This is a genomic window from bacterium (assembly GCA_020444065.1).
Classification (GTDB): domain Bacteria; phylum Sumerlaeota; class Sumerlaeia; order SLMS01; family JAHLLQ01; genus JAHLLQ01.
Genome location: JAHLLQ010000004.1, coordinates 406,785 through 431,957, shown reverse-complemented (window position 1 = coordinate 431,957; position 25,173 = coordinate 406,785). Strand labels below are relative to the sequence as shown.

The 25,173-nt window shown below is 59.0% G+C and carries 25 protein-coding genes and 1 tRNA gene; 12 read left to right on the top strand and 14 right to left on the bottom strand.

All coding sequences use genetic code 11. The annotated features are described in order from the left end of the window. Nucleotides 1–147: 147 nt before the first annotated feature. Nucleotides 148–224, bottom strand: a tRNA-Arg gene (locus tag KQI84_12950). 159 nt (nt 225–383) lie between these two features. Between KQI84_12950 and KQI84_12945 the strand changes: the two genes are divergently transcribed. The 3 genes from KQI84_12945 to KQI84_12935 are packed head-to-tail and all read left to right on the top strand — an operon-like array spanning nt 384 to nt 2,225. Next, the gene (locus KQI84_12945; protein ID MCB2155784.1) at nt 384–1,145 is read left to right on the top strand and encodes a class I SAM-dependent methyltransferase; all 762 of its coding nucleotides are present in this window, start codon (nt 384–386) and stop codon (nt 1,143–1,145) included. Between the two features lie 47 nt (nt 1,146–1,192). After that, entirely contained in the window at nt 1,193–1,765 is a 573-nt protein-coding gene (locus KQI84_12940; protein ID MCB2155783.1) for a macro domain-containing protein, read from the top strand. Nucleotides 1,766–1,772: 7 nt separating this feature from the next. Continuing rightward, entirely contained in the window at nt 1,773–2,225 is a 453-nt protein-coding gene (locus KQI84_12935) for an SRPBCC family protein (GenBank protein MCB2155782.1), read from the top strand. A gap of 30 nt (nt 2,226–2,255) precedes the next feature. Here KQI84_12935 and KQI84_12930 read toward each other — a convergent pair whose 3' ends face one another. Beyond that, a complete protein-coding gene (locus tag KQI84_12930; GenBank protein MCB2155781.1) occupies nt 2,256–4,640 on the bottom strand; it encodes a xanthine dehydrogenase family protein molybdopterin-binding subunit in 2,385 nt (794 codons plus the stop codon). A gap of 153 nt (nt 4,641–4,793) precedes the next feature. Between KQI84_12930 and KQI84_12925 the strand changes: the two genes are divergently transcribed. Next, the gene (locus tag KQI84_12925) at nt 4,794–5,423 is read left to right on the top strand and encodes a hypothetical protein (GenBank protein ID MCB2155780.1); all 630 of its coding nucleotides are present in this window, start codon (nt 4,794–4,796) and stop codon (nt 5,421–5,423) included. Nucleotides 5,424–5,428: 5 nt separating this feature from the next. On the opposite strand, the gene KQI84_12920 is transcribed toward KQI84_12925, so the two are convergent. The 3 genes from KQI84_12920 to KQI84_12910 form a co-directional block, all read right to left on the bottom strand. Then, nucleotides 5,429–6,046 carry a YceI family protein gene (locus tag KQI84_12920; GenBank protein ID MCB2155779.1) on the bottom strand — a complete coding sequence of 206 codons (618 nt, stop codon included), beginning with the start codon at nt 6,044–6,046 and terminating at the stop codon, nt 5,429–5,431. 80 nt (nt 6,047–6,126) lie between these two features. Then, nucleotides 6,127–6,741 carry a HEAT repeat domain-containing protein gene (locus tag KQI84_12915; GenBank protein ID MCB2155778.1) on the bottom strand — a complete coding sequence of 205 codons (615 nt, stop codon included), beginning with the start codon at nt 6,739–6,741 and terminating at the stop codon, nt 6,127–6,129. Between the two features lie 187 nt (nt 6,742–6,928). Then, on the bottom strand, nt 6,929–7,138 hold the full coding sequence (locus tag KQI84_12910) for a hypothetical protein (GenBank protein ID MCB2155777.1): 210 nt from the start codon (nt 7,136–7,138) through the stop codon (nt 6,929–6,931). Nucleotides 7,139–7,722: 584 nt separating this feature from the next. Here KQI84_12910 and KQI84_12905 point away from each other — a divergent pair. The 5 genes from KQI84_12905 to KQI84_12885 all read left to right on the top strand — a co-directional run bounded on the left by KQI84_12905 (nt 7,723) and on the right by KQI84_12885 (nt 11,782). Further along, nucleotides 7,723–8,574, top strand: coding sequence for an alpha/beta hydrolase (locus tag KQI84_12905; GenBank protein ID MCB2155776.1), 852 nt, complete (start codon nt 7,723–7,725; stop codon nt 8,572–8,574). Between the two features lie 147 nt (nt 8,575–8,721). Beyond that, a complete protein-coding gene (locus KQI84_12900) occupies nt 8,722–8,958 on the top strand; it encodes a ferrous iron transport protein A (protein ID MCB2155775.1) in 237 nt (78 codons plus the stop codon). Between the two features lie 2 nt (nt 8,959–8,960). Further along, entirely contained in the window at nt 8,961–9,188 is a 228-nt protein-coding gene (locus tag KQI84_12895) for a ferrous iron transport protein A (protein ID MCB2155774.1), read from the top strand. Nucleotides 9,189–9,224: 36 nt separating this feature from the next. Next, the gene (gene feoB / locus KQI84_12890; protein ID MCB2155773.1) at nt 9,225–11,552 is read left to right on the top strand and encodes a ferrous iron transport protein B; all 2,328 of its coding nucleotides are present in this window, start codon (nt 9,225–9,227) and stop codon (nt 11,550–11,552) included. Nucleotides 11,553–11,566: 14 nt separating this feature from the next. Then, nucleotides 11,567–11,782 carry a FeoB-associated Cys-rich membrane protein gene (locus tag KQI84_12885; protein MCB2155772.1) on the top strand — a complete coding sequence of 72 codons (216 nt, stop codon included), beginning with the start codon at nt 11,567–11,569 and terminating at the stop codon, nt 11,780–11,782. Here the strand turns inward: KQI84_12885 and KQI84_12880 are convergent. The 7 genes from KQI84_12880 to KQI84_12850 all read right to left on the bottom strand — a co-directional run bounded on the left by KQI84_12880 (nt 11,779) and on the right by KQI84_12850 (nt 17,167). After that, nucleotides 11,779–12,045, bottom strand: a complete 267-nt coding sequence (locus KQI84_12880; protein MCB2155771.1) for a hydrogenase maturation nickel metallochaperone HypA — start codon at nt 12,043–12,045, stop codon at nt 11,779–11,781. The two genes, KQI84_12885 and KQI84_12880, sit on opposite strands and share 4 nt — an antisense overlap. A 73-nt stretch (nt 12,046–12,118) precedes the next feature. Then, nucleotides 12,119–12,583, bottom strand: a complete 465-nt coding sequence (locus KQI84_12875; protein ID MCB2155770.1) for a hydrogenase maturation protease — start codon at nt 12,581–12,583, stop codon at nt 12,119–12,121. Between the two features lie 2 nt (nt 12,584–12,585). Beyond that, entirely contained in the window at nt 12,586–13,920 is a 1,335-nt protein-coding gene (locus tag KQI84_12870; protein MCB2155769.1) for a Ni/Fe hydrogenase subunit alpha, read from the bottom strand. Then, nucleotides 13,910–14,692 carry an oxidoreductase gene (locus KQI84_12865; GenBank protein ID MCB2155768.1) on the bottom strand — a complete coding sequence of 261 codons (783 nt, stop codon included), beginning with the start codon at nt 14,690–14,692 and terminating at the stop codon, nt 13,910–13,912. Before KQI84_12865 ends, KQI84_12870 begins: the two co-directional genes overlap by 11 nt. A gap of 1 nt (nt 14,693) precedes the next feature. Then, nucleotides 14,694–15,551 carry an FAD/NAD(P)-binding protein gene (locus tag KQI84_12860; GenBank protein MCB2155767.1) on the bottom strand — a complete coding sequence of 286 codons (858 nt, stop codon included), beginning with the start codon at nt 15,549–15,551 and terminating at the stop codon, nt 14,694–14,696. Continuing rightward, on the bottom strand, nt 15,548–16,021 hold the full coding sequence (locus KQI84_12855) for a cyclic nucleotide-binding domain-containing protein (protein MCB2155766.1): 474 nt from the start codon (nt 16,019–16,021) through the stop codon (nt 15,548–15,550). The genes KQI84_12860 and KQI84_12855 overlap by 4 nt, the downstream gene beginning before the upstream one ends. A gap of 3 nt (nt 16,022–16,024) precedes the next feature. Beyond that, complete coding sequence (locus tag KQI84_12850; GenBank protein MCB2155765.1) at nt 16,025–17,167, bottom strand: 4Fe-4S dicluster domain-containing protein; 1,143 nt, start codon at nt 17,165–17,167, stop codon at nt 16,025–16,027. A gap of 350 nt (nt 17,168–17,517) precedes the next feature. Here KQI84_12850 and KQI84_12845 point away from each other — a divergent pair, with 350 nt between their 5' ends. After that, nucleotides 17,518–17,976 (top strand): hypothetical protein, encoded by a 459-nt coding sequence (locus KQI84_12845; protein ID MCB2155764.1) that lies wholly within the window; start codon nt 17,518–17,520, stop codon nt 17,974–17,976. Nucleotides 17,977–17,981: 5 nt separating this feature from the next. Here the strand turns inward: KQI84_12845 and KQI84_12840 are convergent, their stop codons facing one another. Continuing rightward, nucleotides 17,982–20,537 carry a DUF3536 domain-containing protein gene (locus tag KQI84_12840; protein ID MCB2155763.1) on the bottom strand — a complete coding sequence of 852 codons (2,556 nt, stop codon included), beginning with the start codon at nt 20,535–20,537 and terminating at the stop codon, nt 17,982–17,984. Between the two features lie 379 nt (nt 20,538–20,916). Between KQI84_12840 and KQI84_12835 the strand changes: the two genes are divergently transcribed. Beyond that, nucleotides 20,917–22,032 carry a tyrosine-type recombinase/integrase gene (locus KQI84_12835; GenBank protein ID MCB2155762.1) on the top strand — a complete coding sequence of 372 codons (1,116 nt, stop codon included), beginning with the start codon at nt 20,917–20,919 and terminating at the stop codon, nt 22,030–22,032. A gap of 539 nt (nt 22,033–22,571) precedes the next feature. Here the strand turns inward: KQI84_12835 and KQI84_12830 are convergent. Then, complete coding sequence (locus tag KQI84_12830; GenBank protein MCB2155761.1) at nt 22,572–23,366, bottom strand: phage Gp37/Gp68 family protein; 795 nt, start codon at nt 23,364–23,366, stop codon at nt 22,572–22,574. A gap of 550 nt (nt 23,367–23,916) precedes the next feature. Between KQI84_12830 and KQI84_12825 the strand changes: the two genes are divergently transcribed. Continuing rightward, nucleotides 23,917–24,969 carry a site-specific integrase gene (locus KQI84_12825; GenBank protein ID MCB2155760.1) on the top strand — a complete coding sequence of 351 codons (1,053 nt, stop codon included), beginning with the start codon at nt 23,917–23,919 and terminating at the stop codon, nt 24,967–24,969. Nucleotides 24,970–25,173: the final 204 nt, after the last annotated feature.

Sequence of the window (25,173 nt, the reverse complement as noted above, 5' to 3'; positions counted from 1 at the left end):
AGCGCTCTCCACCGGCGCAAGCACTTCCAAGCGTGTGCCTCACAGGACGGTTACGAGAGGTTTGCGATCTCGCCCGGACATGAAGAAACCGCCGAGGAAGCGCGCCCCGGCGGTCCCTCGTAAATTATTGATATGTTTGAATTTAAGTGGCGCGCCCAGCAGGACTCGAACCTGCGACCCCAGGATTAGGAATCCTGTGCTCTATCCAGCTGAGCTATGGGCGCGCGGAGGCGTGATTCGCCGAATTGCCTAAGACTCGCCCCCGAGCCACGTCAATCCCAACTCCCTAAGCGATCAACCAGCCCTCTGCGTGCCAAGCTCGCTGCCACTCCCGCTTGACCTACCGGCGACTTGGCCCAACTCTTGCCCCACAAGGGGCCGCGATGAACACCGAAGAATACGAAAAAATGTATGAACTGGAAGGAAGCTACTGGTGGTTCCAGGGCCGTCTTCGTTTGATTCAGGCGGTCCTTGACCGTTACCTGCCGGAGCCGCCGCGCCCCGGGCGCGTTCTCGACGTTGGGTGCGGAACGGGACTGATGTTGCAGACGGTTGCCTCGTGGAAGCCAATCGGTCTCGATTTCTCGCAGTTGGCGCTGAAGTTCTGTCGCGATCGCGGCATCGAAAACCTCGCGCTGGCGGATGTCGTTCATTTGCCGTTCGAAACGGGTTCGCTCGACTTGATCCTGGCACTCGACATGATGGAACACGTGGAGCGCGATGACCTTTTGATTCGTGAGTTCAACCGCGTGCTGCGCCCCGGTGGTTACCTGATGGCAACAGTACCGGCGCATGAGGAACTCTGGAGCGATCACGACATTGCCCTGCATCACTTCCGGCGGTACTCGCACAAGTCACTGCGCAAGCTCCTGGCGAGCGGCGGATTCCGTCCGGTGAAGTACAGTTTTGCGATCTTCTTCGTTCACCCGATCATCATTGGATTCCGAAGGCTGCAGCGTTGGTGGCAGCGCTCGACCGGCGTGCGCGAGGCGCGCCGCCCGAAGACGCACCTGATTCCGTTACCGCGGCCCGCGAACACGTTCCTGCGCAAGCTCCTTCACCTGGAGGCGCGGATGATTCGCCACATTGACCTGCCGGCTGGCACATCGCTGATTACACTCGCCCGCAAGGAGCGCGAAGTCTGAGTCCACCGCCGCGTACCGGTGGGCTTCACTTCTTGGAGAATCGAAGCATGGAAGAAATCGTCTTTCACCATCCCGAGTTCCCCGGCCGTTCGATCACGATCGTCGCTGGCGACATCACAAAGGAAAAGGTGGATGTCATCGTCAACGCGGCGAATGCGCAACTTGCCGGAGGCGGGGGCGTCGACGGTGCCATTCATCGCGCCGGCGGCCCGGAGATCATGGAAGAATGCGAAGCGATCCGAAGCCATCGCGGTCCGCTGCAAGGCGGCGAAGCGGTCGAGACAACAGCGGGCAATCTGCCTGCGAAGCACGTCATCCACACGGCCGGCCCAATCTATCGCGATGGTAAGAAGGGCGAACGCGAGCACCTCGAGATGAACTACGCAAACTCGCTGGTGCTGGCGAATGAGCTCGGCGCGAAGTCCGTGGCGTTTGCCGCGATCAGCACGGGCGTGTACGGCTACCCCTTCGATGAAGCGATCGAGGTCGCACTGACGCAGATGCGCGATTTTTTGATTTCGAAGAACGCACCCGAGCGATTCGCCTGCCGCCTGATGCTATTCGGCGAATCCAAAGCGCGCGATGCGGTGAGCGTCGCGCGGCGCGTATTGGGGAACTGAGTCCGCGATGCACAAGTACCAGGACTCCATCATCGTTGAGGCACCCGTGGAACGCGTCTTCACGTTCTACACGGACCTCAAGAACCTCGCGCGCATGACTCTGCCCGAGTACAACATGCGCATCGTGCGCGCGGAGATTCCGCTGCGCCAGGGATCGCGCATTCGCTTCTCGCTCCGCCCGCGCGGCATTCCGATCGAAGTGAAATGGGATTCGGTGATTTGCGAATTCGAAGAGAATCGCGCCTTTGCCGACTGCCAGACCAAGGGCCCGTTCGAACACTGGGTCCATCGTCACGAATTCGACGCGCTCGATGATCATCGCACGCGTGTCACCGACACGATCGAAATGGGCGCCCCGCTCGGCCTGTTCGGTCGCATGGCCGAAAGCCTCTTCGTCAGCAGCCGCCTCGAACGCATGTTCGAACACCGCAAACGCGTTGTGAAGAAGGGCGTGGAGTAATCCTGGGACCGCCGGCATCCTGCCGACTCATCAATACTTCAACACCGCCCGTTCCGGAACCTGCCAGCCCAGCGGGTTCTTTGGCTTGCCCGCGAGTGCCATCAGGACGACTTCCGGCGTGACGGGGACTTCTTCGAAGCGATACCCCACCGCGTGCGAGATCGCGTTGCCGATCGCACCGGCCATCGGGATCAGCGACGGCTCGCCGATGCCCTTAATGCCGAACGGACCGGCGGGTGTCGGGTCCTCGATCAGGATCGAGTGAATCTTCGGCGCGTCCAACGAGGTCGGGATCAGGTAGTCCGTGAAGCCCGGGTTGATGCACTTGCCCTTGCGCAAAATCAGGTTCTCCATCAGCGCCCAACCCATGCCTTGCACGACGCCGCCTTCGATCTGGCCGGTCAGCATGTTCGGGTTGATCGCGCGGCCGACGTCGTGCGCCGCCCACACGTTCTTGACGTCGATCTGGCCGGTCGCGGAGTTCACTTCGACGTCGGCGATCTGTGTCGCAAACGCGAAGCTGTGATACGCGACGCCCTGGCCGGTGGGCAGATCCCATTCCTGGTGCGGCACGGCGTACCAGCCGACTTCGGTCAGGTTTTCACGCGCCTTGAAGCACGCGCCGACGGCCTGGTCGTAAGTCATCAGTTCTTCGCCGGTCTTTGCGTCGACGATCTGGTTCTTGCGCATGTCCAGTTCGCTCGCATCGCGGCCAAGTACTTCGCCTGCGCGATTCAGCAGTGTATCGCGCAGTTTGCCGGCCGCCTGAATCAGCGGGAAGCCACTCATCACAGTGGAGCGACTGGCGACAGTCGGGCCGCTGTCCGGCACGAGGGCCGTATCGATCTGGTTGCAGTTCACGCGATCGACGGTCACGCCGAGCGCTTCGGCAGCCATCTGCACCGCGGCCGTCAGCAGGCCTTGACCCATCTCGGTCAGGCCAATCGCGATCGCAACGCTGCCGTCTTCGAAAATCCGCATGTGCGCGCCGGAGCGATTGATGTACTCGCCGCGCGCGTGCAGGTTCACGCCGTAGATGATCGTCGACATGCCGAGGCCCTTGCGAACGAGCGGCTTGCCGGCATTGTGCTTGTCGTAAGCGGCGCGGCGATTCTTCCAGTCGCACGCGTCCGTTGCCTTGTCGATGGTTTCAAGGCAGGGCACGCGGCCGGGAATCGGCTGGCCGCTCGCCATGTTGTCGCCTTTTTGGAACGCATTGATGCGACGCAGTTCGGCAGGGTCCATGCCCAACTTCTCTGCCAGGTCATCCATCGCGGTCTCGTGTGCGAACGCAACTTGCGGCGCGCCGAATCCGCGGAACGCTCCGCCGAACAGGTTGTTTGTGTAAACGCAGTACGTATCGACGTGAATATTCGGGACGTTGTACGGGCCGATCGAACTGATGTTCGCACGATCCGACACGATGGTCGAGAGCCCTGCGTACGCGCCCACATCGCACAGCACCTTCAAATGCACGGTGGTGAGCTTGCCGTCCTTCGTCGCGCCCATCTTGTGGTAGATGGTGTAGCGATGCCGCTTCGACGACCACGCGACATCCTCTTCGCGCTGGTAGATCAATTTCACGGGCTTGCCGGTCTTCCAGGCCAGCGCAGCGGCCACAGCGGCGGGTTCGGAAGGATAGTCTTCCTTCCCGCCAAACGCACCGCCGGTCACGGACTGCAGGACGCGAATCTTGTGGGCGGGCACGCCGATGATCTTCCGCACGGCGTTCTGAACATAGAACGGACACTGGCAGGATACGTGGATGGTGATGCTGTCCGAGAGCGCCGGAACTGCAACGCAGCCGTTCGTCTCCAGATAAGCGTGCTCCTGGTAATTGACGCGATAGACGCGCTCGAGAACCACGTCGCTGTCCGCGAAGCCCTTTTCGACCTCGCCCGTACGGACATGCATCGTCTCGAGGATGTTGCCCTTCTCGTGGATCTTCGGTGCGCCTTCGACCAGGCCTTCCTCGGGCGAGAAAACGCCTTCCAGTTCCTCATACTCGACCTTGATCAACTTCACGGCTTCGCGCGCAATCGCGAGGCTGCGGGCGGCCACAATCGCGATCCAGTCGCCGTACCAGCGCACTTTGTTCTCGGCGAGCAGCGGCTGGTCCTGGAAGATGATGCCGATCTGGTTCTCGCCGGGGATGTCCTTGCCGAGCATGACGGCTTCGACTCCCGGCAGCGCCTCGGCGGCGCTGATGTCGACGGATTTGATCACGCCGTGGGCGATATCGCTGGTCCGAATCGCTGCGTGCAGCATCCCAGAGAACTTCAGATCGTCGGCATATTGCGCCTGGCCGCTGACCTTGTCGTTTGCGTCGATGCGGCGCGGGCTGGTCCCGACCACGTTGAAATCCGTCTTATCATCCATCGCAACCGGCGGTGGCGTCACAGTCTTGGGAGCCATGAGGAACCTCACTTGCGGGCGTTCGAGTTACCATCCCATCCATCAACTTGGCAGTCGACCAAACGGCCACTGGCGAGTCAATTGAGAAGGAGAATGGCTGCTATCCCTTGAAGAATGCCGATCCTGGCCCGTATCTTTCTCAGAGGTCGATGGATGTCTCAATACGGACAGAGCCCATTCCTGAATCCCAAAATCATCGGCGCGGTTGCCGGGGTGGTGGTTCTCGTCCTGATCGGCACGATGTTGAGAGGCCGGCCCATCGAGGAGGCCGGGCCTTTTCGGGAACCGATCCAGCGGGCCCTGGCGCAGCCGACGGAACTGCCCGCGCCCGATGGTTACATCATCATGGCCACGGATGAATACTCCGTCGAAGCGATGGTCATGTCGCGCCGGCGGTATTGGTTCGACGAGCACAACGGCCTCTCCCCTATCGATCTTCTGCTGGTCTGGGGCAGGCTGACGGTTGAACCGAATCTGTCCGGCATCAAGTGGAAGCAAGGCATGCGCTGGGGCATGTTCGAGTACAAGTACAGCGAGGTCGATGTCGGCCAGCGCGAGATAGAAATCCACAGCGCCAACACGCACATCATTCCCCCGCCGGATGATCCTGTGGTTCGCCGCACGCTGATGAAACTCGATCGCGGCGATACGGTCCGCCTGTCTGGCTACCTGGTGAAAGTCAAAGGCACCGGCGGGTTCCATTGGAATTCTTCGCGAACTCGAACGGATACCGGCGCCGGCGCCTGTGAACTGTTCTACGTGACAGATGTTGAACCAATCTGACGCAATTAGTCGGACTTGCGGATGGCTTCCACGCTGACGGTGACGTCGACCTGATCGCCCACCGGGCCGACCATGTTCGTCATCCCGAAATCGGTGCGGTTGAGCGAGAACTCCGCCAACCCACCGAGGCGATAGCCCATGGGCGTCAGGCCTTCGCCGGTCTTCTCGATGGTCAGCGTGATCGACTTGGTGACACCGTGCAGCGTCAGATCGCCGGTGACCTTGAATTCACTCTTGCTGACGGCTTCGACGCTCGTGCTCTTGAATGTGATCGTCGCGAACTTCTCCACATCGAAGAAATCCGGCGACATCAGGTGCGCGTTGCGCTGATCGTTGCGGGTTTCGATCGAAGCAACCTGGATCTCGAACTCGACCGACGAGTTCGCCGGCGTTTCGTGATCGAGAACGATCGAACCGGAGTAATCCTCGAACCAACCATAGAAGTAAGCGGTATCGAGGTGCTTGATGCGGAACAGAATGGAAGTGTGGACCGGATCGACGTTGAACGTCTCGGAAGCCGCAGGCTCGGTGGCCGCGGGCTGATCGGCCGGTTGTGCGTTTCCAGTGGTCGTCAGACCGCCAAAGATGAGGCCCAGCAAGAGTAGCAGTCGGATTGTCTTCATGTATTGTTTCTCCATCGCAGAATAGTATTCCCACGACAGGAGAAAGCAAAAGCAGGACCCATCAAAATGGGAGGAGAAAGTCAGTCAGGCCGGCGGATGCGCTGCAGGGATTCGACGGCGGCCCAGCGAAGGCTGCGATTCGCCTCGTCGACCAGCTTGGTCAGGATACCCTCCGCGGGCTTCGCGCGAGGCCCCAGCCGGCCGAGCGCCGTCGTGATGCCCCAGAGGATGTGCTCGTTGTGTTCCGTATCCTGCAGGTGCCCAATGAGGCACTTGAGCGCTTTGTCGGATTCGGCCGCGATTTGCTCGAGCGCCCGGATGGCGGCCCAGCACACAGCGCCCTTCGGGTCGCGCAGCAGCTTGTAGAGTTCCTCGACGGTATCCTCGGCGGCCTTGCCCATCAGGCCCAACGCCCGCGCAGAGCCCCATCGAATGTTCTCGTCTGGATCCTGAATGCCATCCAGAAGATCGTCGACGACCTGTTCGTCTGCCGACGCGATCGCCGCCAGGGCTTCCACAATCGCCCAGGTCACCGTGCCATACGGGAGCGCCAGATGGTCCACCAGGTCCGGGGCAGCTTCCTCGGCGCCGGCGCCCATGGAGCCGAGCGTAATCGCGGCCGCACGGGCCTGCTCCGGAGTTCCCTTCTCGACATCCATCAGGAGGCTGTCGATGGAGTTTTCTGATCGGGCCATTATGTGTCTCGGTCCACTGCGGGTTTCCGGTCGAACCAGATGGGCCGAATGTGCCCAGCCGGAGTATCGAGCGCAAACGCAATTGTGCCAATTCTTAACGTGAACTTATTTGAGGATGTGCGAACGATGGCACCCGCGGTCGCGGAGCCACGAGAGGAAAGAAGAACTTTGCCCGAGGGCGACGAACTCAGTTCCAGGTGCGGGCAGACAGGCCGGGACGGAACTTGTCGTACAGCACTTCCGGTTCGTCTCCGGATTGTGCTCCTTCGCCGATGCCCCACAGGTGGTCAACCAACTCGCGCAACTCGGGATCGGGAATGGGAGCGGAGGAACGTGTCTCGGGAACGTCAAGCATCTCGCGGACGAGATGGATCTGCATCTTCGCGTTCGAATTCAAAGCACTTACCCTCATTTCGGGGTCGATCAGCGGTACTTATTCCGGGAAAGCCGCATTGGAGCATTCATGCCATTGGCAGGACCTACTATGTCAAGCTAAAGCGGTCGCCCGGAATCCCGAATTCTGACATATTGCTAACGTAGAGGACACGCCGTCAGCAAAGAACCGGTGATTGGCCAGATTCCCTGGACGCTGTGCAAGCTGATTCGTCAGGAAACGGCGGAATTCGTCTGAGTCATCTCCTCGGATTCTCTGGACAGCTTTGGCCCGCTAATGCGAAGCGAGACACAGATCGACATGGATTGACTTTCAGGTGAGATATCTTGAAATCACCTGGGTATGATCATGGAGTTCTTTTTGGTCAACGGAGCTCGTGGCGACTTCGGGCTCGAACCCCACGGCGCTTCACATGTGGCCGAGCGAATTGATCAGCTATTGAGGGTGCCCCACGGCGCCTCTTCTCTTGCCCGCCCCACCTGGAGCGGGCCTATCATTTGGCAGCGCTGCAAACCCTCTCAGCAGGGTTCCTGGTCTTTGTATACAACCGCCCTCCGCTGGGCTTTCCATGTCGAGGTCTCGACTCTATGAAACGTTTTGTTCTCTTGATCGCTCTGGTTTTGGTGACTCTTTCAGCGATGGCCTTCCCGCCGGTCGGCAACGACAAAGCGACGACGGATTCCGTTCGCGCCTTCCTGGGTCTGACCCCGGATCAGCCGTTGCCTGTCGTTCGCGAGCCCAGGGCGCCGGACCCCCGCGCTTCAGTTCAGTTTCGCACTGAGGATGGGGTGATCCTGCATGGCACTTACGGCCGAGCTGTCGGCGGCGACAAAGGAACCGTGATTCTGGTCCATCAGCAGAACGGAACGCGGCGCGACTTTGCGGACTTCGAGCGCTTCCTGCTCTCGAACGGGTACTCGATCATGTCCTTTGACCTGCGCGGCACGGGTGAAAGCACCAAGACGGAGGAGGGCGAGACGATCGATCAGTCCAAGTTCAAGGCAGGCAAGGAAGGGAATGATTTTCTTGGGCTGCCGAAGGATGTTGAGGCGGCGATCGCCTGGCTGGAGCAGAAGGGATTCCACGGCAAGAGGGACAAGCTGTTCGTCCTTGGCGCCGGGACCGGATGCAACGTCGGCGGAGTCGCGGCCGTGAAGAATGCTTCTCACGTGGATGGATTCATCCTTGTTAGTCCGCTCTCGACTTACCGCGGGTTGGACTTGGCGGCGGAACTCAAGAACATCCAGGGGCGTCCGATCCTGGCCCTGGCGTCCGCTCAGGACAGCTCGTCGGTGAACGTGCTGCGAACCCTCAGCAGCCGAAATCGGGATTTGCGGCAGCAACTGATCCCGGAAAAGGGCTATGCTCGCGAGCTCTTGGCGACGAAGACCGGTCGCACACAGATTCTGAATTTCCTGAACGCCAACACAAAGAATTGAAATCAAGGCGTTTAGCATATTTTCCATATTCACACCTCGCAATATCCGCAATTATTTTTTTGCCATGCCAAACATTGTGTTTGACTCGCCAAACATGTCCTTGCTAAACCCCAATCAGAATTGAGGAATGCGAGGTAATTCTCAACCGTGCAACCACTTCAACCAACCTGTCTTCGAACCCTCAAAGCCGGCCAGGTGGCCGTCGTCGAGGAACTCTGTGGATGTGACGATGAGTGCCAGCAACTGGCCTCGATGGGCTTCTGCTGTGGCGCCCTGATTCGTATGATCACCGATGGTTCTCCCTGTGCCGTCCAGGTGGGCGAAAGCCGCGTGATGCTGCGTGGCAGCCACACGGACACCGTCCGGGTATCGCCGCTGGATTGAAGATGACCTCGCTTGCAGATCTCCAGCCGGGCCAGAAGGCGCGAATCACCGCCCTCGAAGGCGACCCGGTCAACATTCAACGTATCCTGGAAATGGGACTCATCGAGGAAGAAGAAGTCACCATGGTGCGCTTTGCGCCCCTCGGCGACCCGCTTGAGGTCCGCGTCCGCGGGTACAACCTGTCTCTCCGGAAATCCGACGCAGCACAAATCCAAGTTGTGCCGCTCTGAACTGATAAACCCCCGACAAACAAAGCGAACCGATAGATGACGACCGCGACCGAAGCCGCCATCCAAGTGCGAAACATTGCCCTGATCGGAAACCCGAATACGGGCAAGACGACGATCTTCAACGCTTTGACGGGCTTTCGTGCCCGTGTCGGGAACTACGCGGGTGTGACCGTCGAACGCAAGATCGGCGCGGTTCGCAGCTCCGGCGGCACGGTTCAGATGATCGATCTGCCGGGCACCTACAGCCTCTCTGCCCGCTCGGCCGACGAGATGGTGGCCGTCGATGTTCTGCTGGGGCAGCGCCCGGAAGATCCGCGGCCCGATGCCGTGTTTGTCGTCGTCGATGCATCGAATCTCGAACGCAATCTCTTCCTCGCCACGCAGGTCATGGAGCTGGGGCTGCCGACCGTGTTGGTTCTGAACATGGTCGACACTGCGAAGAAAGCCGAGATCGAGATTAACGAGGAACACCTCGCGCAAAACCTCGGTATCCCGGTTGTGGCCACGATCGCTTCGAAGAACCACGGCCTGGATGCTCTCGAAGACATCATCCGCAGCCTCGGTGACATCCCCAAGGCGACGCGGCCGGAGATCTTCCCGGAGGACTTCCAGGCGGAGTTGCTCGCGCTGCGGGAGAAGCTTCTGGAGATCGGGATTCCCGAGCCCGCGGCGCATCCGTTCCTTGTGCGTCGCTCGCTGCTGGAAGTGGAAGGCATGGCCGAGAAGCGGCTGATCGAGGAGGGTGGCGAGGCGGCCCGCTCTGCAATTTCTGAAACGCGGCAGCGCCTCTCCGACTCCGGCCATCGCCTGCCGTCGCTCGAAGCCCGCAAGCGGTACGGCTGGATCCGAGGCGCCATCGCTGAAGTCGTAACGCGCCCGGACTCGCCACGCACAAGCAGCAGCGATAAGATCGACGGCATTCTGATCCACAAGGTGTGGGGTACGGTGATCTTCGCAGCCCTGATGCTGATCGTCTTTCAGGCAATCTACTCCTGGTCCGGGCCGCTGATGGATCTGGTCGACGGCATCTTCGCGATGCTGGGTGGCCTGGTCGCATCGAACATGGACCCGGGGACGCTGCAGAGCTTCCTGGTGGACGGCGTGATCGCCGGCGTCGGCGGCGTTGTCATCTTCCTGCCGCAGATTCTGATTCTCTTCCTGTTCATCTCGCTGCTCGAAGATTGCGGCTACATGGCGCGCGCAGCGTTCCTGATGGACAAGGTGCTGAGCCGCGTCGGACTGAGCGGACGCAGTTTCATCCCGATGCTGAGCAGCTTCGCCTGCGCCGTTCCGGGAATCATGGCGGCTCGCGTGATCGAGAACCGGCGCGACCGCATCGCGACAATTCTGGTAGCACCGTTGATGAGTTGCTCCGCGCGCCTGCCGGTGTACGTGCTGCTGATCGGTGCGTTCGTTCCGAAGCGTACCTTGATCCCGGGTTTACTGGGCTTGCAGGCGGTGACGTTGTTCGCAATGTACCTGGTCGGAATCAGCGTCGCCGTCCCGGTCGCGTTGGTGCTGAAGCGGACACTCTTGAGGGGCCGCACACCATCGCTCGTGATGGAGTTGCCGCCCTACAAGGCACCACACGCGCTGACGATCTTCCACCGCATGATCGAGAGCGGCTGGTCGTTCCTGACAAACGCCGGAACGATTATCTTTGCCGTGTCAGTGATCATCTGGGCGCTGACGTACTATCCGCGTCCCGCATCGTTGGCAGAAGAAATGGAAGCGGCTAACGCACAGCAGATCGCCGCAGTGCAGGCGCAGATCGACGACTACCTGGCACAGACGAACACGCCGGACTCGGAAGAGGCCTTGCTGACCGCACTGGATTCCGAGCACTCCCCCGCCAAGGCGGGCGTTCTCGAAGAAGGCGCTCAACTACTCGCGAGCCGTCAGGAGATCGAGGACAGCCTCGATCGCCGCATCGAAGGAGCTTATGTTCGCCAATCCGTCCTGGGTCGTGTCGGGCATCTGATCGAGCCAGCGGTGAAGCCGCTGGGATGGGACTGGAAGATCGGCATGGCCGCGATCGCCAGCTTCCTGGCGCGCGAAATCATCGTCGCCACGTTGGGCGTGATCTACGATCTGGGTGGCGATACCGACGAGACGACCACCGATCTGCGCGACAAATTGCGCGCGGCGCGCGGCCCCGACGGCCAGCCGGTGTTCAATATCGCCGTGGCGCTGTCGATTATGGTATTCTTTGCGCTATGTATGCAGTGTGCGGCCACGCTGGCCGTGATCAAGCGCGAAACGAATTCCTGGCGCTGGCCGGTGTTCACGTTCGCCTACATGACGACGCTGGCCTACATCGGTTCGTTGATCACTTACCAGATTGCCAGTCGTTTGTTGCTTTAGAAGGGAGCGAAGCCATGTCTCCAACAACGCAAACCATCATCGTCGCCGTCATCATCGCAGGTGCGACGGTGTACATGGGCTGGGTTTTCTGGAAGACGTTCTTCGCCAAGAAGAGCCGAGGCTGCGGCTGCGGTTCCAGCGGATGCTCCGCTAAGAGCGACATCGAGCGCCGGCTCAAGAAAGCCCGCAAGGAAGCCCAGCGCCGCGCTGCCCAGACTCCACAACCTTAGCCTTCTTCGATCTCGACGCTTTCCAGCACAATGTCCTGTGCGCGCGGAGACATCTCGTTTTCGTCGCGTACGAGAGTCAACGTCGCACCTTCGGCCACCGTGCCCTTCGTAAATTCGTTCCAGTGCTCCTTGAAATGATCCGGCGAGATCGGCGCAAATGCGCCAAGCCGGACAGTCGCCGCCGCGATGCTCGGCGAGCTTTCTTCCTCCGCGATTTGCTCAATCCGTGTGATCAGCGGTTTGAACAACGACATCTCGTGCATGGGGGATTCCCTCCGTTGAGTTCGACAAGTCGGCGGTTTCTAGCTCTGTGAGAGGGAAATGAGAAGGCCTTGCCTAACTGATCCCGGCCTCCGGACCGATCTCCCTCAACACACCGCACAACACTGTTTCCATGCCCTGCTCGACTGCCTTTGACAATCCTTTTCCGCCAGAAAAGTCCTTGCCTTCGACACCGAATATCAGAAAGCGCCCGGGCAACTCATCCATCGCCCGCGACAGCTCAACAGCCTCGGCCAATCCGAATTCATGGGTTGAGTAGTGAAACAGCCCGCTTGGGATTTCGCGCTTGGAAGCATCCAGACGATGGACTGTTCCGGGGGCGCTTCCCGACTTGATCGCATCGCAGACAATCACGGCATCGTGCCCGGTCCACGCGTTGATCAGGCCCGCCCCTTCGCCCGTGCATTCGCGCACGATTACGCCGGGCAATTGTTCAGCGGAAATCCGCCGCGCGATGGCGATCCCAACGCCATCGTCGCGGCGGAGTTCGTTCCCAACCCCAATTACCAGAACGCCCATCGTTACGTTCGATCCACCGTCAGATTCAGGAAGTGCACTGAGCATGAGATGCACGGGTCGTAGTTGCGAATGGCCTGCTCGCATTGCCACTGCAGTTGCTTGTCCGGCAGATCGACGTACTTCTGCGCGAAGTGCCACAGGTCGCTCTCGATCGTTTTTTGATTCTGCGACGTCGGCGGGACGATCCACGCGTCGACAATCTTCCCATCGGAGTCGACTCGATAACGGTGGAAGCAAATTCCGCGAGGCGCCTCGCTGCATCCGTACCCGGTGCCGGCGCGTGGCTCAACTTCGACCGCTGGTGCGTCGGGTTCTTCATAGGCGTCCATGATGCGGATCGCTTCAACGCAAGAGTAGAGGATTTCAACCAGGCGCACGAGGATGCTCTCGAAAGGATTGCGGCTGATGGGACCAAGCCCCGCCTCCTTGGCGGCACTCTTCACATCGTCCGGCAACAGATCGTAGTTCAAATTGTAACGCGCCTGGGGACCGACGAAGTAATTACCGCGCTCCTTGATACGACAATGCAGCGCCGTCGAATGCTCGACGTGTTCTTCCTCAAACACATTCTCGAACTCGGACAATGGAATGTCCAGACCGCGGTTCGAAACGAGTCGCCCCTCGTTGAAGGGATACTCCTTCGGGTGACGCATCCCGACGAACTCGTAGTCCTGTTTGAACTGTGGTATGTCCAGCTTGGAGAATATCTTCAACGACTCCAAAGCCGCATCGCGCGTCCACTCCATCTCATCGCGCAATGGCTTGAGTTCGCTCCTTGTGGGCACTCGATAGAATCCGCCGACCTTGACGTTAATCGGATGGATTTCTCGTCCGCCCAGAAAGCCCATCAACTCATTGCCGGCCTTCTTCATGCGCAGCGCCATCTTCACAAGGTCCTTGTGGTCCTTGGCCATGTGGATGGCGCTTTCGTAGCCGAGAAAGTCCGGTGCGTGCAGCATAAACGCGTGCAGGACGTGGCTTTCGATCCATTCGCCGCAGTAGATCAACCGGCGCAGGTCGCGGAGCGGGCCCTCGATTTTCACGCCGCAGATCTCCTCCATCGCGTGAACGGAACTCATCTGGTAAGCGATCGGGCAGATTCCACAGATGCGCGCCGTGATGTCCGGGGCCTCGCGAAAGTCGCGGCCACGCAGGAACGCTTCGAAGAAACGCGGCGGCTCGAAGATCTTCAGCTTCACATCTTCGACCTTGGCGTCATTGATGCGAACGTACATCGCGCCTTCGCCTTCGACTCGCGCCAGGTAGTCCACCTTCACGGTGCGGGTCTTCTTTCCCTTGGGGGACTTCGTCGCGGCCGATCCGTTCTTACCTTTCATGACTCTCGCTTTCCCTTCTGAAGGCTTCCGCGTAGGCATTGAAGGTGCGGAATGAGCGCTTCACGCCATCGCTGTCCACGCCCAACTCCGTCTTCCACCATTCACCCAGGGCCGGTGTGTTTGCGGTTTCTTTCGGGCCGAAGCAGCCGAAACAACCACGGTCGTACGAAGGGCAAAGCGCGCCGCAGCCCGCCTGCGTAACTGGGCCAAGGCACGGTTCGCCACGCGCCACCATTACGCACACGTTGCCGCGTCGCTTGCACTCCTGACAGACGCTGAAAGCCGGCACGTTCGGTTTGCGACCAACCAGGTAAGCGCTGACGACTTCGAGGAGTTGAGCCTTGTTGATTGGGCAGCCGCGCAATTCGAAATCGACGAAGACGTGGTCCGCGATCGGCGTCGACTTATTGAGACTCTTGATGAACTCAGGATGCGCGTAAACGGCGGAAACCATCTGGCGCACATCGCGGAAATTCCGAAGCGCCTGAATACCACCCGCGGTGGCACACGCGCCGATTGTGATCAGCACCTTCGATTGGCGGCGTACTTTGTGGATGTTCTCTTCTTCGTGCGGCGTTGTGATCGATCCTTCGACGAGTGAAATGTCGTATGGGCCCTTCACCATCGCGCGACTGGCTTCCGGGAAGTAGGCGATGTCGATCGCATTCGCAACGGCCAGCAACTCGTCTTCGCAGTCCAGCAAACTCAACTGGCAACCGTCGCAGGACGAGAACTTCCACACGGCGAGTTTTGGCTTCTTCGAATTCGGCATCTCAGATCTCCCGCTTTCCGAACATTCCGCGGATTCGGTCGTAGCGGAACACCGGCCCGTCCTTGCAGATGAAGACAGGGCCGTACTGGCAATGCCCGCACAGGCCAATGCCGCACTTCATATTGCGTTCCATCGAAACGTAGGTTCGATCCTGATCGACACCACGCTTAGCCAGTTCATGCGCGCAATACCGCATCATGATTTCCGGCCCACACACCATCGCCGTTGCATTCAATGGGTCGAACGGCGCGCGACGAACCAGGTTGGTCACGACGCCGATGCTGCCGTGCCAATTCTGGTCGCCGCGGTCTACGGTAACGAAGACATCCATGCCGAAGCTGCCGCCCCAGCGCTGCAGTTCCTTCTTGAACAAGATATCCGACGGGCTCCGTGTTCCATACAGCAGAACGACCTGGCCGAAACGCTCTCGTTCCGACAGGACGCGATAGATGATCGGACGCAGCGGCGCCAGACCAATGCCGCCGGCGACGATCACAATGTCGTGTCCCATCGCTTCTTCGACCGGCCATTGCGTTCCGTATGGACCACGCACACCCAGCACGTCGCCTTTCTTCAGGCGCTGCATCGCCTTGGTCACGGCGCCGACGGCGCGCGTTGTGTGCGTCAGAGTCTCTGGATGCGCCGGATCGCCGCTGATCGAGATCGGAATCTCGCCAACGCCGAATACATAGAGCATGTTGAACTGCCCCGGCTTGAAATTCAGCCGCGTTGTTCCATCCTCCGGCACCATCTCGAGCGTAAATGTATCGTGCGTTTCGCGACGCACGGACTCGATCACGTAAGGCGTCGGAACCATCGGGTCGCGGACGGCCGCTTCAGGCATGGCAAGTGTCTTCATCGTGTCTTCCCGGATTCGATGTTGTAGATGTCCATAAGTTGCAAGCGCGTCGCGGCGAGACGTGTTGCCATCACCTGTGAAAAACGCTTCACGAGTTCGAAGCCCAGGTGATGATCCGCCTCGCACTTGTCGCGCAGGCATTTCGCGTCGAGAGAGATCACGCGTGTCAGTTCTGTGGCCTTGCCATCGAAGCGCCACTCGTGCGGTGGAATGATCCAGGACCAACCGAGAATCTCGCCTGCACCGACGGTCTGGATGGGAATGATTCCGCGAGGTGGGGCGTCGGTTTCCAACGCAACCCTGCCGGCACGAATCACGTAGAACGTGTCGGCGTCCTGATTCTCGCGGCACAAGTAGGTGTTTTTCTCAAACACCGCGTTTGTTGCGCATCCCTTCAATGTCTCCAGGTGTTCGAGTGGGAGACCTTTGAAGAAGGGATGCTCTCCCAGAATGGATTCGAGCGTTTTCATATTCTACTTCTTTCCATGGGATTTCACACGGCTCCGCGGCGGTTCCGTTTCGCGGATAGCCCGCACTTCCTCGGTGATATCAATCCCCACGGGGCACCAGGTGATGCACCGGCCGCAGCCCACGCACCCGGAAGTTCCAAACTGATCGTTCCACGCCGCCAGCTTGTGCGTAATCCATTGCCGATACCGAGCCCGGCCGGATGTTCGCACACTGCCGCCGTGGATATAGGAGAAGTCGATCGAGAAGCACGAGTCCCACCGCCGCACACGCGACGCCGCCTGGCCGTCCAGATCCGACACATCCTCCACGGTGTGACAGAAACAGGTCGGGCAAGCCAACGTGCAGTTGCCGCAGGAGAGACAGCGTTCTTCTACGTCATCCCAACGGGGGTGCTCGTCGTTGCGATACAGCAGTTCTTTGATTTGTGTCGTATCCAGTTGGCGGCCCATCCGCTTGGCGGCGGATTCTGAGACCCGCCGTGCCGCCGCGATCTCGTGATCGCTGGACGTGTTGCTGGTGACCTGGGCGAGAACGTTCCGCCCTTCTTCGCTTCCACCGTCGGCAACGAAGTAATGACGGTCTCCTTCGAAGACCTCTGTCAGAACAATGTCGAACCCTTCCGTCGCCTTCGGCCCCGTCTTCATCGACGCACAGAAGCAGGTACCCGATGGGTTCGTGCAATTGACCGCGACGAGGAGAGAATTCTCGCGTTGTGCCTTGTAGTACGGATCGACGTAGCGTCCGTTCAAGAAGGTTCGATCCTGCACTGCGATCGCGGCCAGTTCGCAAGGCCGTACGCCGATGAACGCGAGCTTCGGTGTCGTGAGATCGCCGGGAATGATCTTCCGAGGCGAACCGTTTCGGCCACGTTCCACGCGCCACAACTGACGCTGCGCAGGGAAGAAGTACTTCTTCAGCGATTGCGGCCCCGCCGCGTAGTCAAACAACGCAGCTCGTCCGTTGCGCGAGATGCGGTAGCGCCCGCCCGCCTGCTCGTCATGGCAGCCCGCGGGCAGGTCCGCCGACGAGTCAATCTCGCCCCACGTTACCGCCGACTGAGCGACTCGGGAGCCAATCAGCGTGTACCCCCAGGCCTTCAGAGCATCGAGCAAACCGTCGAAGCCCATTCGTTCGATCGTCCGCATGATCAACCCCTGGATACGGGGAATCCCCCCCGAAGCGCCCCCCTCCCAGAAGGCGGCAATCGGTTTTTGGGTCCCCTTGATTGAGGCGCCACCCGGCTGCAATCAGCGTCCGGGTGGCGATCGTATATCGGGAAGCCCTCCCTCCAACTCTCCTCTTCGGGCTTCTTGTGAAACAATTCACAAACATATTGCCGCGCCTGCGTCAAGCAAGATTGTGAATTTTTTCACGGTCTATTCCCGCGCGAGATAGATCACTCAATTTACAGTCCGTTACAATTGACTCCGCGTCACCGATGCGAGCTAATTCGATCCTGATCACAGCATTAGCCAAGTCTCCCCAGGAGGCCTCTATGTCGCGCCAGGATCCGTACGATTCCCGCTCCAGCCGTGAGAGTGCATCGCTCGACGATATCATTGCAGGCAATGTCGATCAGCCGAGTTCCGGAGGCACGCTTCGGATTCTCTTCCTCTGCGTATTTGGTGTGATCCTCTTTGCTGCGATCGGGTTCGGCGGCTTCAAGGCCATCAACGCGATCTCCCTGGAGAAGATCGACATGCCGGCCGGCCTGTCGATCGATGAGGGGCTCGGCTACCTGAGTCAGTACGTCGGACGAGAGACCACCGACGGCATCATTATGAGCGTCGAGTGGGCTCAACGCGGCGACACGCTCGGGTTCGGCTATTGGGACGATAAGGAATACACGGCGCCAAAGGACAGCTACTACTTCACCTGCCAGTACATTGAGCAGGAGGACAGCTACTACATCCTCGAACTCAGCGAAGTACGAATGGGCAAAGTGGAAGAGTAGCTTGCTCAGCCACTCATACTGGCTTCTTCGATATCGGAAGCAGAACGAAGTGGCGTTCGGCTGATGCGGAGGCGATCGGCCAGTTCGCGCAGCGCCGGGAAAACCGGTGAGTTCGGCCGGCGGCGATAGCGCGTCTGTCGCGCGAGATGCGAAGGAAGATCACGGCCGTACACCAGAGCGAAGCAGATGTTCTGCGCTTCCCAAAGGTCGAGGTGTACATCCAGAATCTCAATGATGTCGAGAAGCTGATTCGCGATGCGGCAAAGCCCGCCGGTCGGCATCAACGCGAGATCGTGGAAGACCTGCTCGAGCGCTCGCGCCAGATCGCCGCGCAGACCTTCGTCGACGATGTTGAGCCCGATGTGGCGCGCCTCCTTTGCGGTCTCGAGAGCGGTCGATTGCTCTGGATTGCTCACAAAGACCGCGAGTTCATCCTTCAGCCGCGCACGCAGGACGTACTCGCCCACTGCCAGGAAGCCTGGAGGCAGCGGCGCGCCGCTCTCCAACAGGTACTCCATCAACTTGCGATTCTCGTCGTACATCAGATTCAACGTGGACTCGAAACGCTCGAATGCGCCAACAGTGACGCGGCCTAGAATCTCGCGCTGACACTCGCCGAAAAGGTCAGACAACGTGTAGTCGCGCCCGCCGAAGTGCGCATCGATCGCGCGTACAACCTCGGTCAAGGAACGTCGGCTGAAGATCTTGAAAAGGTCTGACTGCAGGTCCTCGTAATCGGCCAGGTCCAACGGACCGCGGATCTTGCACTGGAAGTCGTGACCGCCGAAGTGCAACACGCAAACGACGCCCTCGAGCGTCTCCCCCGCCAGGCGCGAGGCGGCCGTGAAACGCGAAATCTTCAGACGGCTGTTGCCATATTGGCCGGAGTGCGAATCGCTCTCATTGATCTCGTAGCAGTAGTGCTCGATAGAACCCTCGAAGTGCCGATCGAAATTCAGAATCGCGTAGTTCGCAACCACGCGGTGCAAATCCACGACTTGTGGTTTCACAAGGCGATGCCAGATCGCACGGCCGTTCTCAAACGCGGGAATATTGCTGGGGGCCTTCTCCAGAACGGCGACGAATTCGGCTTCGAGCTTTGGGGCGTAACGCTGGATCAACTGCAACAGGCGTGCCGCGTACTTCAACGTCTGCACCGTCTCGATTCCGCTGAGCTCGTCAAAGAACCACGCACAGCTCGTGTACATGAGCATCGAGTTGCGCTGCATTTCGAGCAGACTGAGTGCCTCGCGACGCTCTTCTGGTTCGAGGTCGTGCTCTTTGTGCTGCGACAGGAAATCGAATGTCTGGTCCGGAGTTCGATTCAGCAAGACGTCGATGTAGGCGTCGCGCGCTTCCCATGGCTCGCGGAAGAATCGTGCCGCTTCGACATCGAAGATCTCGTCCGCCTTTGCCTTGATCAGATCGAAGGCATCGCGAAGCGGACGACGCCACTTCTGATTCCATCCCTGGTGCCCGCCAGTCGAGCATCCGCAGTCGGAACGCCAACGCTCCACGCCATGCACGCACGACCACGAGCTGTTCTCCCAGATCTGGGCCTCGCAGTTCGGTGCAACAAGCGACAGGTACTCGCCGTAATTCGTCAGGCGCGCCTGCGACCGTGCCTCGATGACGTGCAGCGCGTAGGCCAGCGCCATTTCGCCGTGGAGGTGATGGTGACCATAGGACTCGCCGTCTGTCGCGATGTGTACAAGCTGCGGCCAGGTGCGATGACGTGAGAAGCCGCTGGTCAAGCGCTCGGCGAAACGATTGCCGTCGGTCAGCAGACCCTCGAACGCGACAGCCTGGCTGATCGGCCCATCGTAGAAGAAGAGGACGATGTGACGCCCGGAAGGCAGCGAGCAAATGTACGGACGGCTCGGATCGATGCGGCCACCATCTGCACTGCGCCATCCGCCAGTGCCATCCAGCACGCGGAAGGCTTTCGCCTGGCGCGGCGCAAGCACCGTATAGACAACGCCATTCGCGGCCAGCACTTCGAGCGTCTCAACATCGACGGCGGTCTCGGAAAGCCAGAAACCTTCGGGATCGCGACGGAAACGGCGCCGGAAGTCTTCCATACCCCAGATGATCTGGGTGTTCTTCTCGCGCCGTGACGCCAATGGCATGATCAGGTGATTGTAGACCTGTCCGAGGGCATTGCCATGGCCGCCGCGCTCGACAACTGATCGGGCATCGGCCGCCAGAATCTCATGATAAATGTCCTCGGCGTGGTGCTCCATCCAGGAAAGCAACGTGGGGCCGATGTTGAAGCTGATTTTCTCGTAGTTATTCCGAATGTCGAGAATCTCGCCCTCGGAATTGACGACGCGCGCGGCCGTGTTCGGGCCATAGCATTCGTTGGTGATGCGATCGTTCCAGTCGTGGAACGGCGCGGCGGTCGGCTGCTCCTCGATCGTCTCCAGCCAGGGATTTTCCCGCGGCGGCTGATAGAAATGCCCGTGCACGCACAGGAATCGGTCCGACACATCCACATGCCCTTTGGTCAAAGCGCCGTCGGCCCCGCTGCCGTTGCTACCGTTGTTCGTACCGTCTGCCATGCAAGAATCCCACGTCCGAAAGTACCTGCCAACTGAACAGGAAATTAGGCGCGCCGTGCCGCCAGTGGTCAAGAGCCCTTAGGCCTCCGCACGATCCAAACTGCCGTTGGAGCGGTGCAGCGCTTTACCCGCAACACGTCGAAACGAAAAAAGAGCCCCGGGATCGAATCCCGAGGCTCTTGGGGTCAGCTTGAAAATGGTCGGGGCGACTGGATTTGAACCAAAACCCCAGCCCCACAACCGTGCACACAGCCCTAGAACTATTAGAGTTAGAAAGAATAGACCACATTAAAACACTGGAAACTTTCCAATGTTTTCCCTTGTTTCTGAGCCCCAAACAGGGCTTGATTAATGAAAGCATTTCGGGAACAAGATCACCATGAAGAAGATCGAGACCATCGGCACAACGACTACGTACTTCGAGAAGAGCCCGAGGCGGGGCATTTGGTCGTGCTACTTCACAACATATGCCGGGAGGAGGATAAGATTCAGCACGAAGCAGAACGTATTTGCCCGCGCAAGAGAAGTAGCGGCGACGAGAGTCTGGGAAGAGAACGGCAGAGACAAGGACCCTCACGCCACCCCTGATGTCAGCAGCTTCACGTTGTTTAGGGAGTACCGAAAAACCCTCAAAGCTCGTGGGAGGGCTGAGAGCACTTTGGGGAATATCGAGCGTTTCGAGCGCAGATTCGAGAAATTCTTCGGGTGTCAGTCATGTCTTCCAGAACTCACGAAACAGGATATCGAGCGCTGGGCAGGCTGGCTTCGCCAGCAAAAGGTCATCAATCACAAGAGAGAAACTGATCGGCGCCTTGGTCACAAGACCGTGTCGGAGCACATCAACTGGCTGTCTGCGGTCTATAACTACTACGACCTCAAGAACCCGGTGAAGCGGGTCCACCGGCCGAAGAAGAGCCACTCCCAAGAGGTCGAAGAACGAAAAATCTACTATCCGGAAGAAGTCCGGAAGATCCTCAAATCAGCTAAGGAGAGATCTGCCGAAGGGGATGACTGGCGGTTATTCGAACTCATGACTCGAATCTATGCATTCACCGGTCTCCGGTATAGTGAGTTGATGGGGCTGCAATTCTCCGATGTCGACAAGCAGAACCGTCAAGTTCTAGTGGCGAAGAACAAGAAGCGTGAGACCAGAAATTTGACTCTCACAGGCGATTTCAGTGGTGTGTGGAATGACCTTCAAACGCTGATCGGGATGAGCCGGAAGCATCACGGAAAATCATGGCAGAGGGATCTGCCGATCATCTGGAAGTACCACAACTGGTACCGCAAAACGCTGAAGTACCGCTTCTGCCCCGCGGAGAAGATCGAGTACAAAGGCGTGCACGCCTACCGCCACGGCTTTGCCTCAAATGCACTGATGAGATCCGGCTGGAGTCTAGATTACCTCGCCAAATGGTTGGGGCATGACCGATCAGTCTGCTTCCGATTGTATTCACACCTAATTCCTGAGGAGCCTCCGGGCTTCGAGTACTGAATCGGAGCGTTCATGGCCTGATCCGGGGATGCTTATCCAATAGGCGTGCAATGATGATGTATCCCCTTCCACGTTTTGCGTCTATCGCGAGGGTCAAATGGCGAAGGAGCCCACCGGAATTCTACAGCGGACTCATTCGCTCTTCAGTTGAATCTTAGACGCTCTGCGTTTGCTCTGCGGTTGTGCCAGATTGATCAACAGATCAACTGAAGATCTGTCTGCGAGAGCTGGCGGGGATCTCTGCCCGGTTCACGGTCCGGGCAGCCCACTGTCGATCTCTGGAATCGAGTGCCAGAGTGCTAGCCATGGTTCAGGTGAGTCTGGACTCGCCGGGGCGAACTGGTTCGTGGGATTGACGTTCCAGTCGATAACTTCCCAATCACCATCCCCATTCTTTCTCAGCTTTGCCCAAGTTCGGTTGGTGATACCGGGCGCCGTCCCGCAGACAGTTCCATCTTTGGCCACGTACAAGCCCCCAAACCCGCTGTCGATAATGGACGGCGAAGAGCATGCCTTGACCTTGCCTTTCTTCGTTACCATCACATACATGGTGTCTCCTCCTTCGGCAGAGTTCTGGTTGGGATCTGTGTCCATTCGCGAGCTTCCAGCAGCTTTCCGGAGAGCTTCTTTCTCGCGCCACCCCACTGCTTGAAGAAGAATGGAGTCCCCGATGCGAGACACTGATCTCTGATCTCACGCACCCAGTCAGCCTCCATCGGGCGAGCCTTGGGACCTGATTCGCCTCCCACAATCACCCACTCGATATGGTCCAACGGGAGGTTAGGGATTGGGCCGAGTAGTGGCTCCGCCGAAATAAAATGCACTGCGGCTGGGATCTTGGTCAGGGGCGGAATACGCCTTCTCGCCCAATCAGCGTTCTCTGTCGACGTTCCGAGCCAGACGTTTCCGAGGGAGAGGAAGAAATCCTTGGGATATCCGAGTCGCTTCAGCGTTGGGGCGATGGCCGCGGGTCTCTTGGTAAGGATCTGCCAGTCGAGGTTCGGTGTGGTCTCGATCAGGTCAAACAGATCCGTTCGCCACGGATCGAGGGCTTCATCCCAATTCTCCTCGAAAACGTCCGACATCGATGCGGTGAACACTCGGTAGCGTTCGCCATTCTTCTCAGCCTTCCGGTTCCACGTGAGGGGCTTCTTCCAGTTTTGCTCGCTTGTTCTCACCCGAGTCCCATGGGGTCCCCAGATGACTCCCCTGTTGCTCTCGAAGCGTTTGGCAATGCCCGAGGCGTAACAGAATTTACAGCCGCTGCTCACTTTCGAGCATCCTTCCCAGCCGTTAAAAGTGTGCGTGGTCCAAGCGATTTCCGTGTATTCCATAGTTTTGTTTCCTTTCAAGAAGTCGAGGTTGTTGGTTGCGAGTAGACTTCGACGGCAATCCCACCTACGGCGGACTTCGAGCGATATCAGACATGCGGTATCCCCTTTCCGGAGACCGGTGAGGCAGCGCGCACGATTGCACGGACGTGCCTTGCCGATCCGGAGACGCTATATTTGAGCGTCCAGAAAATGGTGTTCTTTTGGATTGGGATTTTCGTGGATATATTGGGCGGCGAGTTTCACCGCGATTCAGGGGAACCATGCGATCAAAGGCATCCCCCCGTCAAGTCCTAAGTTCTTTTTTTTCAAGTATCCATGTATTAATGATTTCCATTTCGATCTCGGTCGAGACGGGAGATCCGGGGTCAGTAGTGTGCCTCGAATGGCTTCTGTCACCTCTTGGCGCAGAACACTGGGAGCGGGGTTGCAGCACCTCTCTGAGGCTGACGATTGCTCAAATTGTTTCCCTCATGCGTCCCGATGTTCTGACACCCAAAATCACCGTCTGATAAGGGATGTTATCAGACACTTGAGGCACGGAGGCAAAATCATGGAAACACCGGCAGCAACCGAGTTGGCCCTCTTCTCGGGCGAGGAGATCGCGTCGCCTGATAGCACTGGCAATCCCACACCTGAACAGGCCGCCACCGCTCGCATCGGATTCGACCGAGACATCCGGAGAGCCGGGGAGCACTACGCCGGATCTTGGGCGTCCGCGACACTGCGCGCTTACCGATCAGACTTAAAGGACTTCGCGGCGTATTGCGAGAGTCGCGGGCTCTCATCTATTCCGGCCAGCCCCGAGACCATTTGCGCATATCTTGCCGCGCTGGGAGATGGAGACTGGGGAGCACCGCGCAAACTCGCGACCATCGAACGGCGCAAGGCATCTCTGAGCCACGTGCACAAGGAAGCGGGACTTGGAGATCCAGCATCCGATCCTCGTGTCCTTCGCGTCCTTAAGGGCATCAGGCGGGAGAAGTCTGTGAAGCAGGAGCGCAAGGACGCGCTTCGCACCGAAGACATCCAGAAAATCGTGAAGACGTTCGCATGCAATCCTCGGGGGCTTCGGGACAAGGCACTCCTTTTGATCGGCTTCGCGACCGGGTGTCGCGGCTCCGAACTGGCCGCGCTCCAGTTCAAGGATATCCAATCACACCGGCAGGGACTGATCATCGAGATCCGCCGCAGTAAGACCGACCAAGACGGTGAAGGTCACATCAAGCTCATCCGTTGCGGAAGGAAATCTGAGACTTGTCCAGTGCGAGCGTTGAAAGCGTGGATGGATTCCGGCGCCATCGAAACCGGAAGCGTTTTTCGCTCAATCACCAATGCCGAGGAGATTCTCGATGAGGCGATGAGCAACAAGGGCGTCTCGCGGGCCATCAAACGCGCCGTCGCCGCCATCGGCCTTAACCCGGATCACTATGCGAGTCACAGCCTGCGTGCTGGCTTTGTAACGGAGGCGGATTCTCGCGGCGCAAAGACCAGCGATATCATGCGGCAGTCCGCTCACAAGACAGCTCGCATGATTGCCGTCTACACGCGATACAATCTGGATGAGGTCTTCCGAGATTCCACTGCCTTGGATCTGGGGCTCTAGTGAGCTTCAACGACCGACAGCCGCGTAAGGGCACTTCGGCTACCACTTAGGTTTCACGAAGACAGCAAGACTCATTTGGTCAATCTCATCTCATTTCACCACAATGCGTACTTTCGAAACACCCTGAGTCCATTACAGGCCAGATAGCAGTTGCGCGACAGCGTTTTTGCTAGGTTCAGACACTCGTTCCAGATTGGCGCGAGA

Coding starts and splice junctions, on each gene's coding strand:
- KQI84_12945 (MCB2155784.1), top strand. CDS start 384: ATGAACACCGAAGAATACGAAAAAATGTATGAACTGGAAGGAAGCTAC.
- KQI84_12940 (MCB2155783.1), top strand. CDS start 1,193: ATGGAAGAAATCGTCTTTCACCATCCCGAGTTCCCCGGCCGTTCGATC.
- KQI84_12935 (MCB2155782.1), top strand. CDS start 1,773: ATGCACAAGTACCAGGACTCCATCATCGTTGAGGCACCCGTGGAACGC.
- KQI84_12930 (MCB2155781.1), bottom strand. CDS start 4,640: ATGGCTCCCAAGACTGTGACGCCACCGCCGGTTGCGATGGATGATAAG.
- KQI84_12925 (MCB2155780.1), top strand. CDS start 4,794: ATGTCTCAATACGGACAGAGCCCATTCCTGAATCCCAAAATCATCGGC.
- KQI84_12920 (MCB2155779.1), bottom strand. CDS start 6,046: ATGAAGACAATCCGACTGCTACTCTTGCTGGGCCTCATCTTTGGCGGT.
- KQI84_12915 (MCB2155778.1), bottom strand. CDS start 6,741: ATGGCCCGATCAGAAAACTCCATCGACAGCCTCCTGATGGATGTCGAG.
- KQI84_12905 (MCB2155776.1), top strand. CDS start 7,723: ATGAAACGTTTTGTTCTCTTGATCGCTCTGGTTTTGGTGACTCTTTCA.
- KQI84_12895 (MCB2155774.1), top strand. CDS start 8,961: ATGACCTCGCTTGCAGATCTCCAGCCGGGCCAGAAGGCGCGAATCACC.
- feoB (MCB2155773.1), top strand. CDS start 9,225: ATGACGACCGCGACCGAAGCCGCCATCCAAGTGCGAAACATTGCCCTG.
- KQI84_12885 (MCB2155772.1), top strand. CDS start 11,567: ATGTCTCCAACAACGCAAACCATCATCGTCGCCGTCATCATCGCAGGT.
- KQI84_12880 (MCB2155771.1), bottom strand. CDS start 12,045: ATGCACGAGATGTCGTTGTTCAAACCGCTGATCACACGGATTGAGCAA.
- KQI84_12875 (MCB2155770.1), bottom strand. CDS start 12,583: ATGGGCGTTCTGGTAATTGGGGTTGGGAACGAACTCCGCCGCGACGAT.
- KQI84_12870 (MCB2155769.1), bottom strand. CDS start 13,920: ATGAAAGGTAAGAACGGATCGGCCGCGACGAAGTCCCCCAAGGGAAAG.
- KQI84_12865 (MCB2155768.1), bottom strand. CDS start 14,692: ATGCCGAATTCGAAGAAGCCAAAACTCGCCGTGTGGAAGTTCTCGTCC.
- KQI84_12860 (MCB2155767.1), bottom strand. CDS start 15,551: ATGAAGACACTTGCCATGCCTGAAGCGGCCGTCCGCGACCCGATGGTT.
- KQI84_12855 (MCB2155766.1), bottom strand. CDS start 16,021: ATGAAAACGCTCGAATCCATTCTGGGAGAGCATCCCTTCTTCAAAGGT.
- KQI84_12850 (MCB2155765.1), bottom strand. CDS start 17,167: ATGCGGACGATCGAACGAATGGGCTTCGACGGTTTGCTCGATGCTCTG.
- KQI84_12845 (MCB2155764.1), top strand. CDS start 17,518: ATGTCGCGCCAGGATCCGTACGATTCCCGCTCCAGCCGTGAGAGTGCA.
- KQI84_12840 (MCB2155763.1), bottom strand. CDS start 20,537: ATGGCAGACGGTACGAACAACGGTAGCAACGGCAGCGGGGCCGACGGC.
- KQI84_12835 (MCB2155762.1), top strand. CDS start 20,917: ATGAAGAAGATCGAGACCATCGGCACAACGACTACGTACTTCGAGAAG.
- KQI84_12830 (MCB2155761.1), bottom strand. CDS start 23,366: ATGGAATACACGGAAATCGCTTGGACCACGCACACTTTTAACGGCTGG.
- KQI84_12825 (MCB2155760.1), top strand. CDS start 23,917: ATGGAAACACCGGCAGCAACCGAGTTGGCCCTCTTCTCGGGCGAGGAG.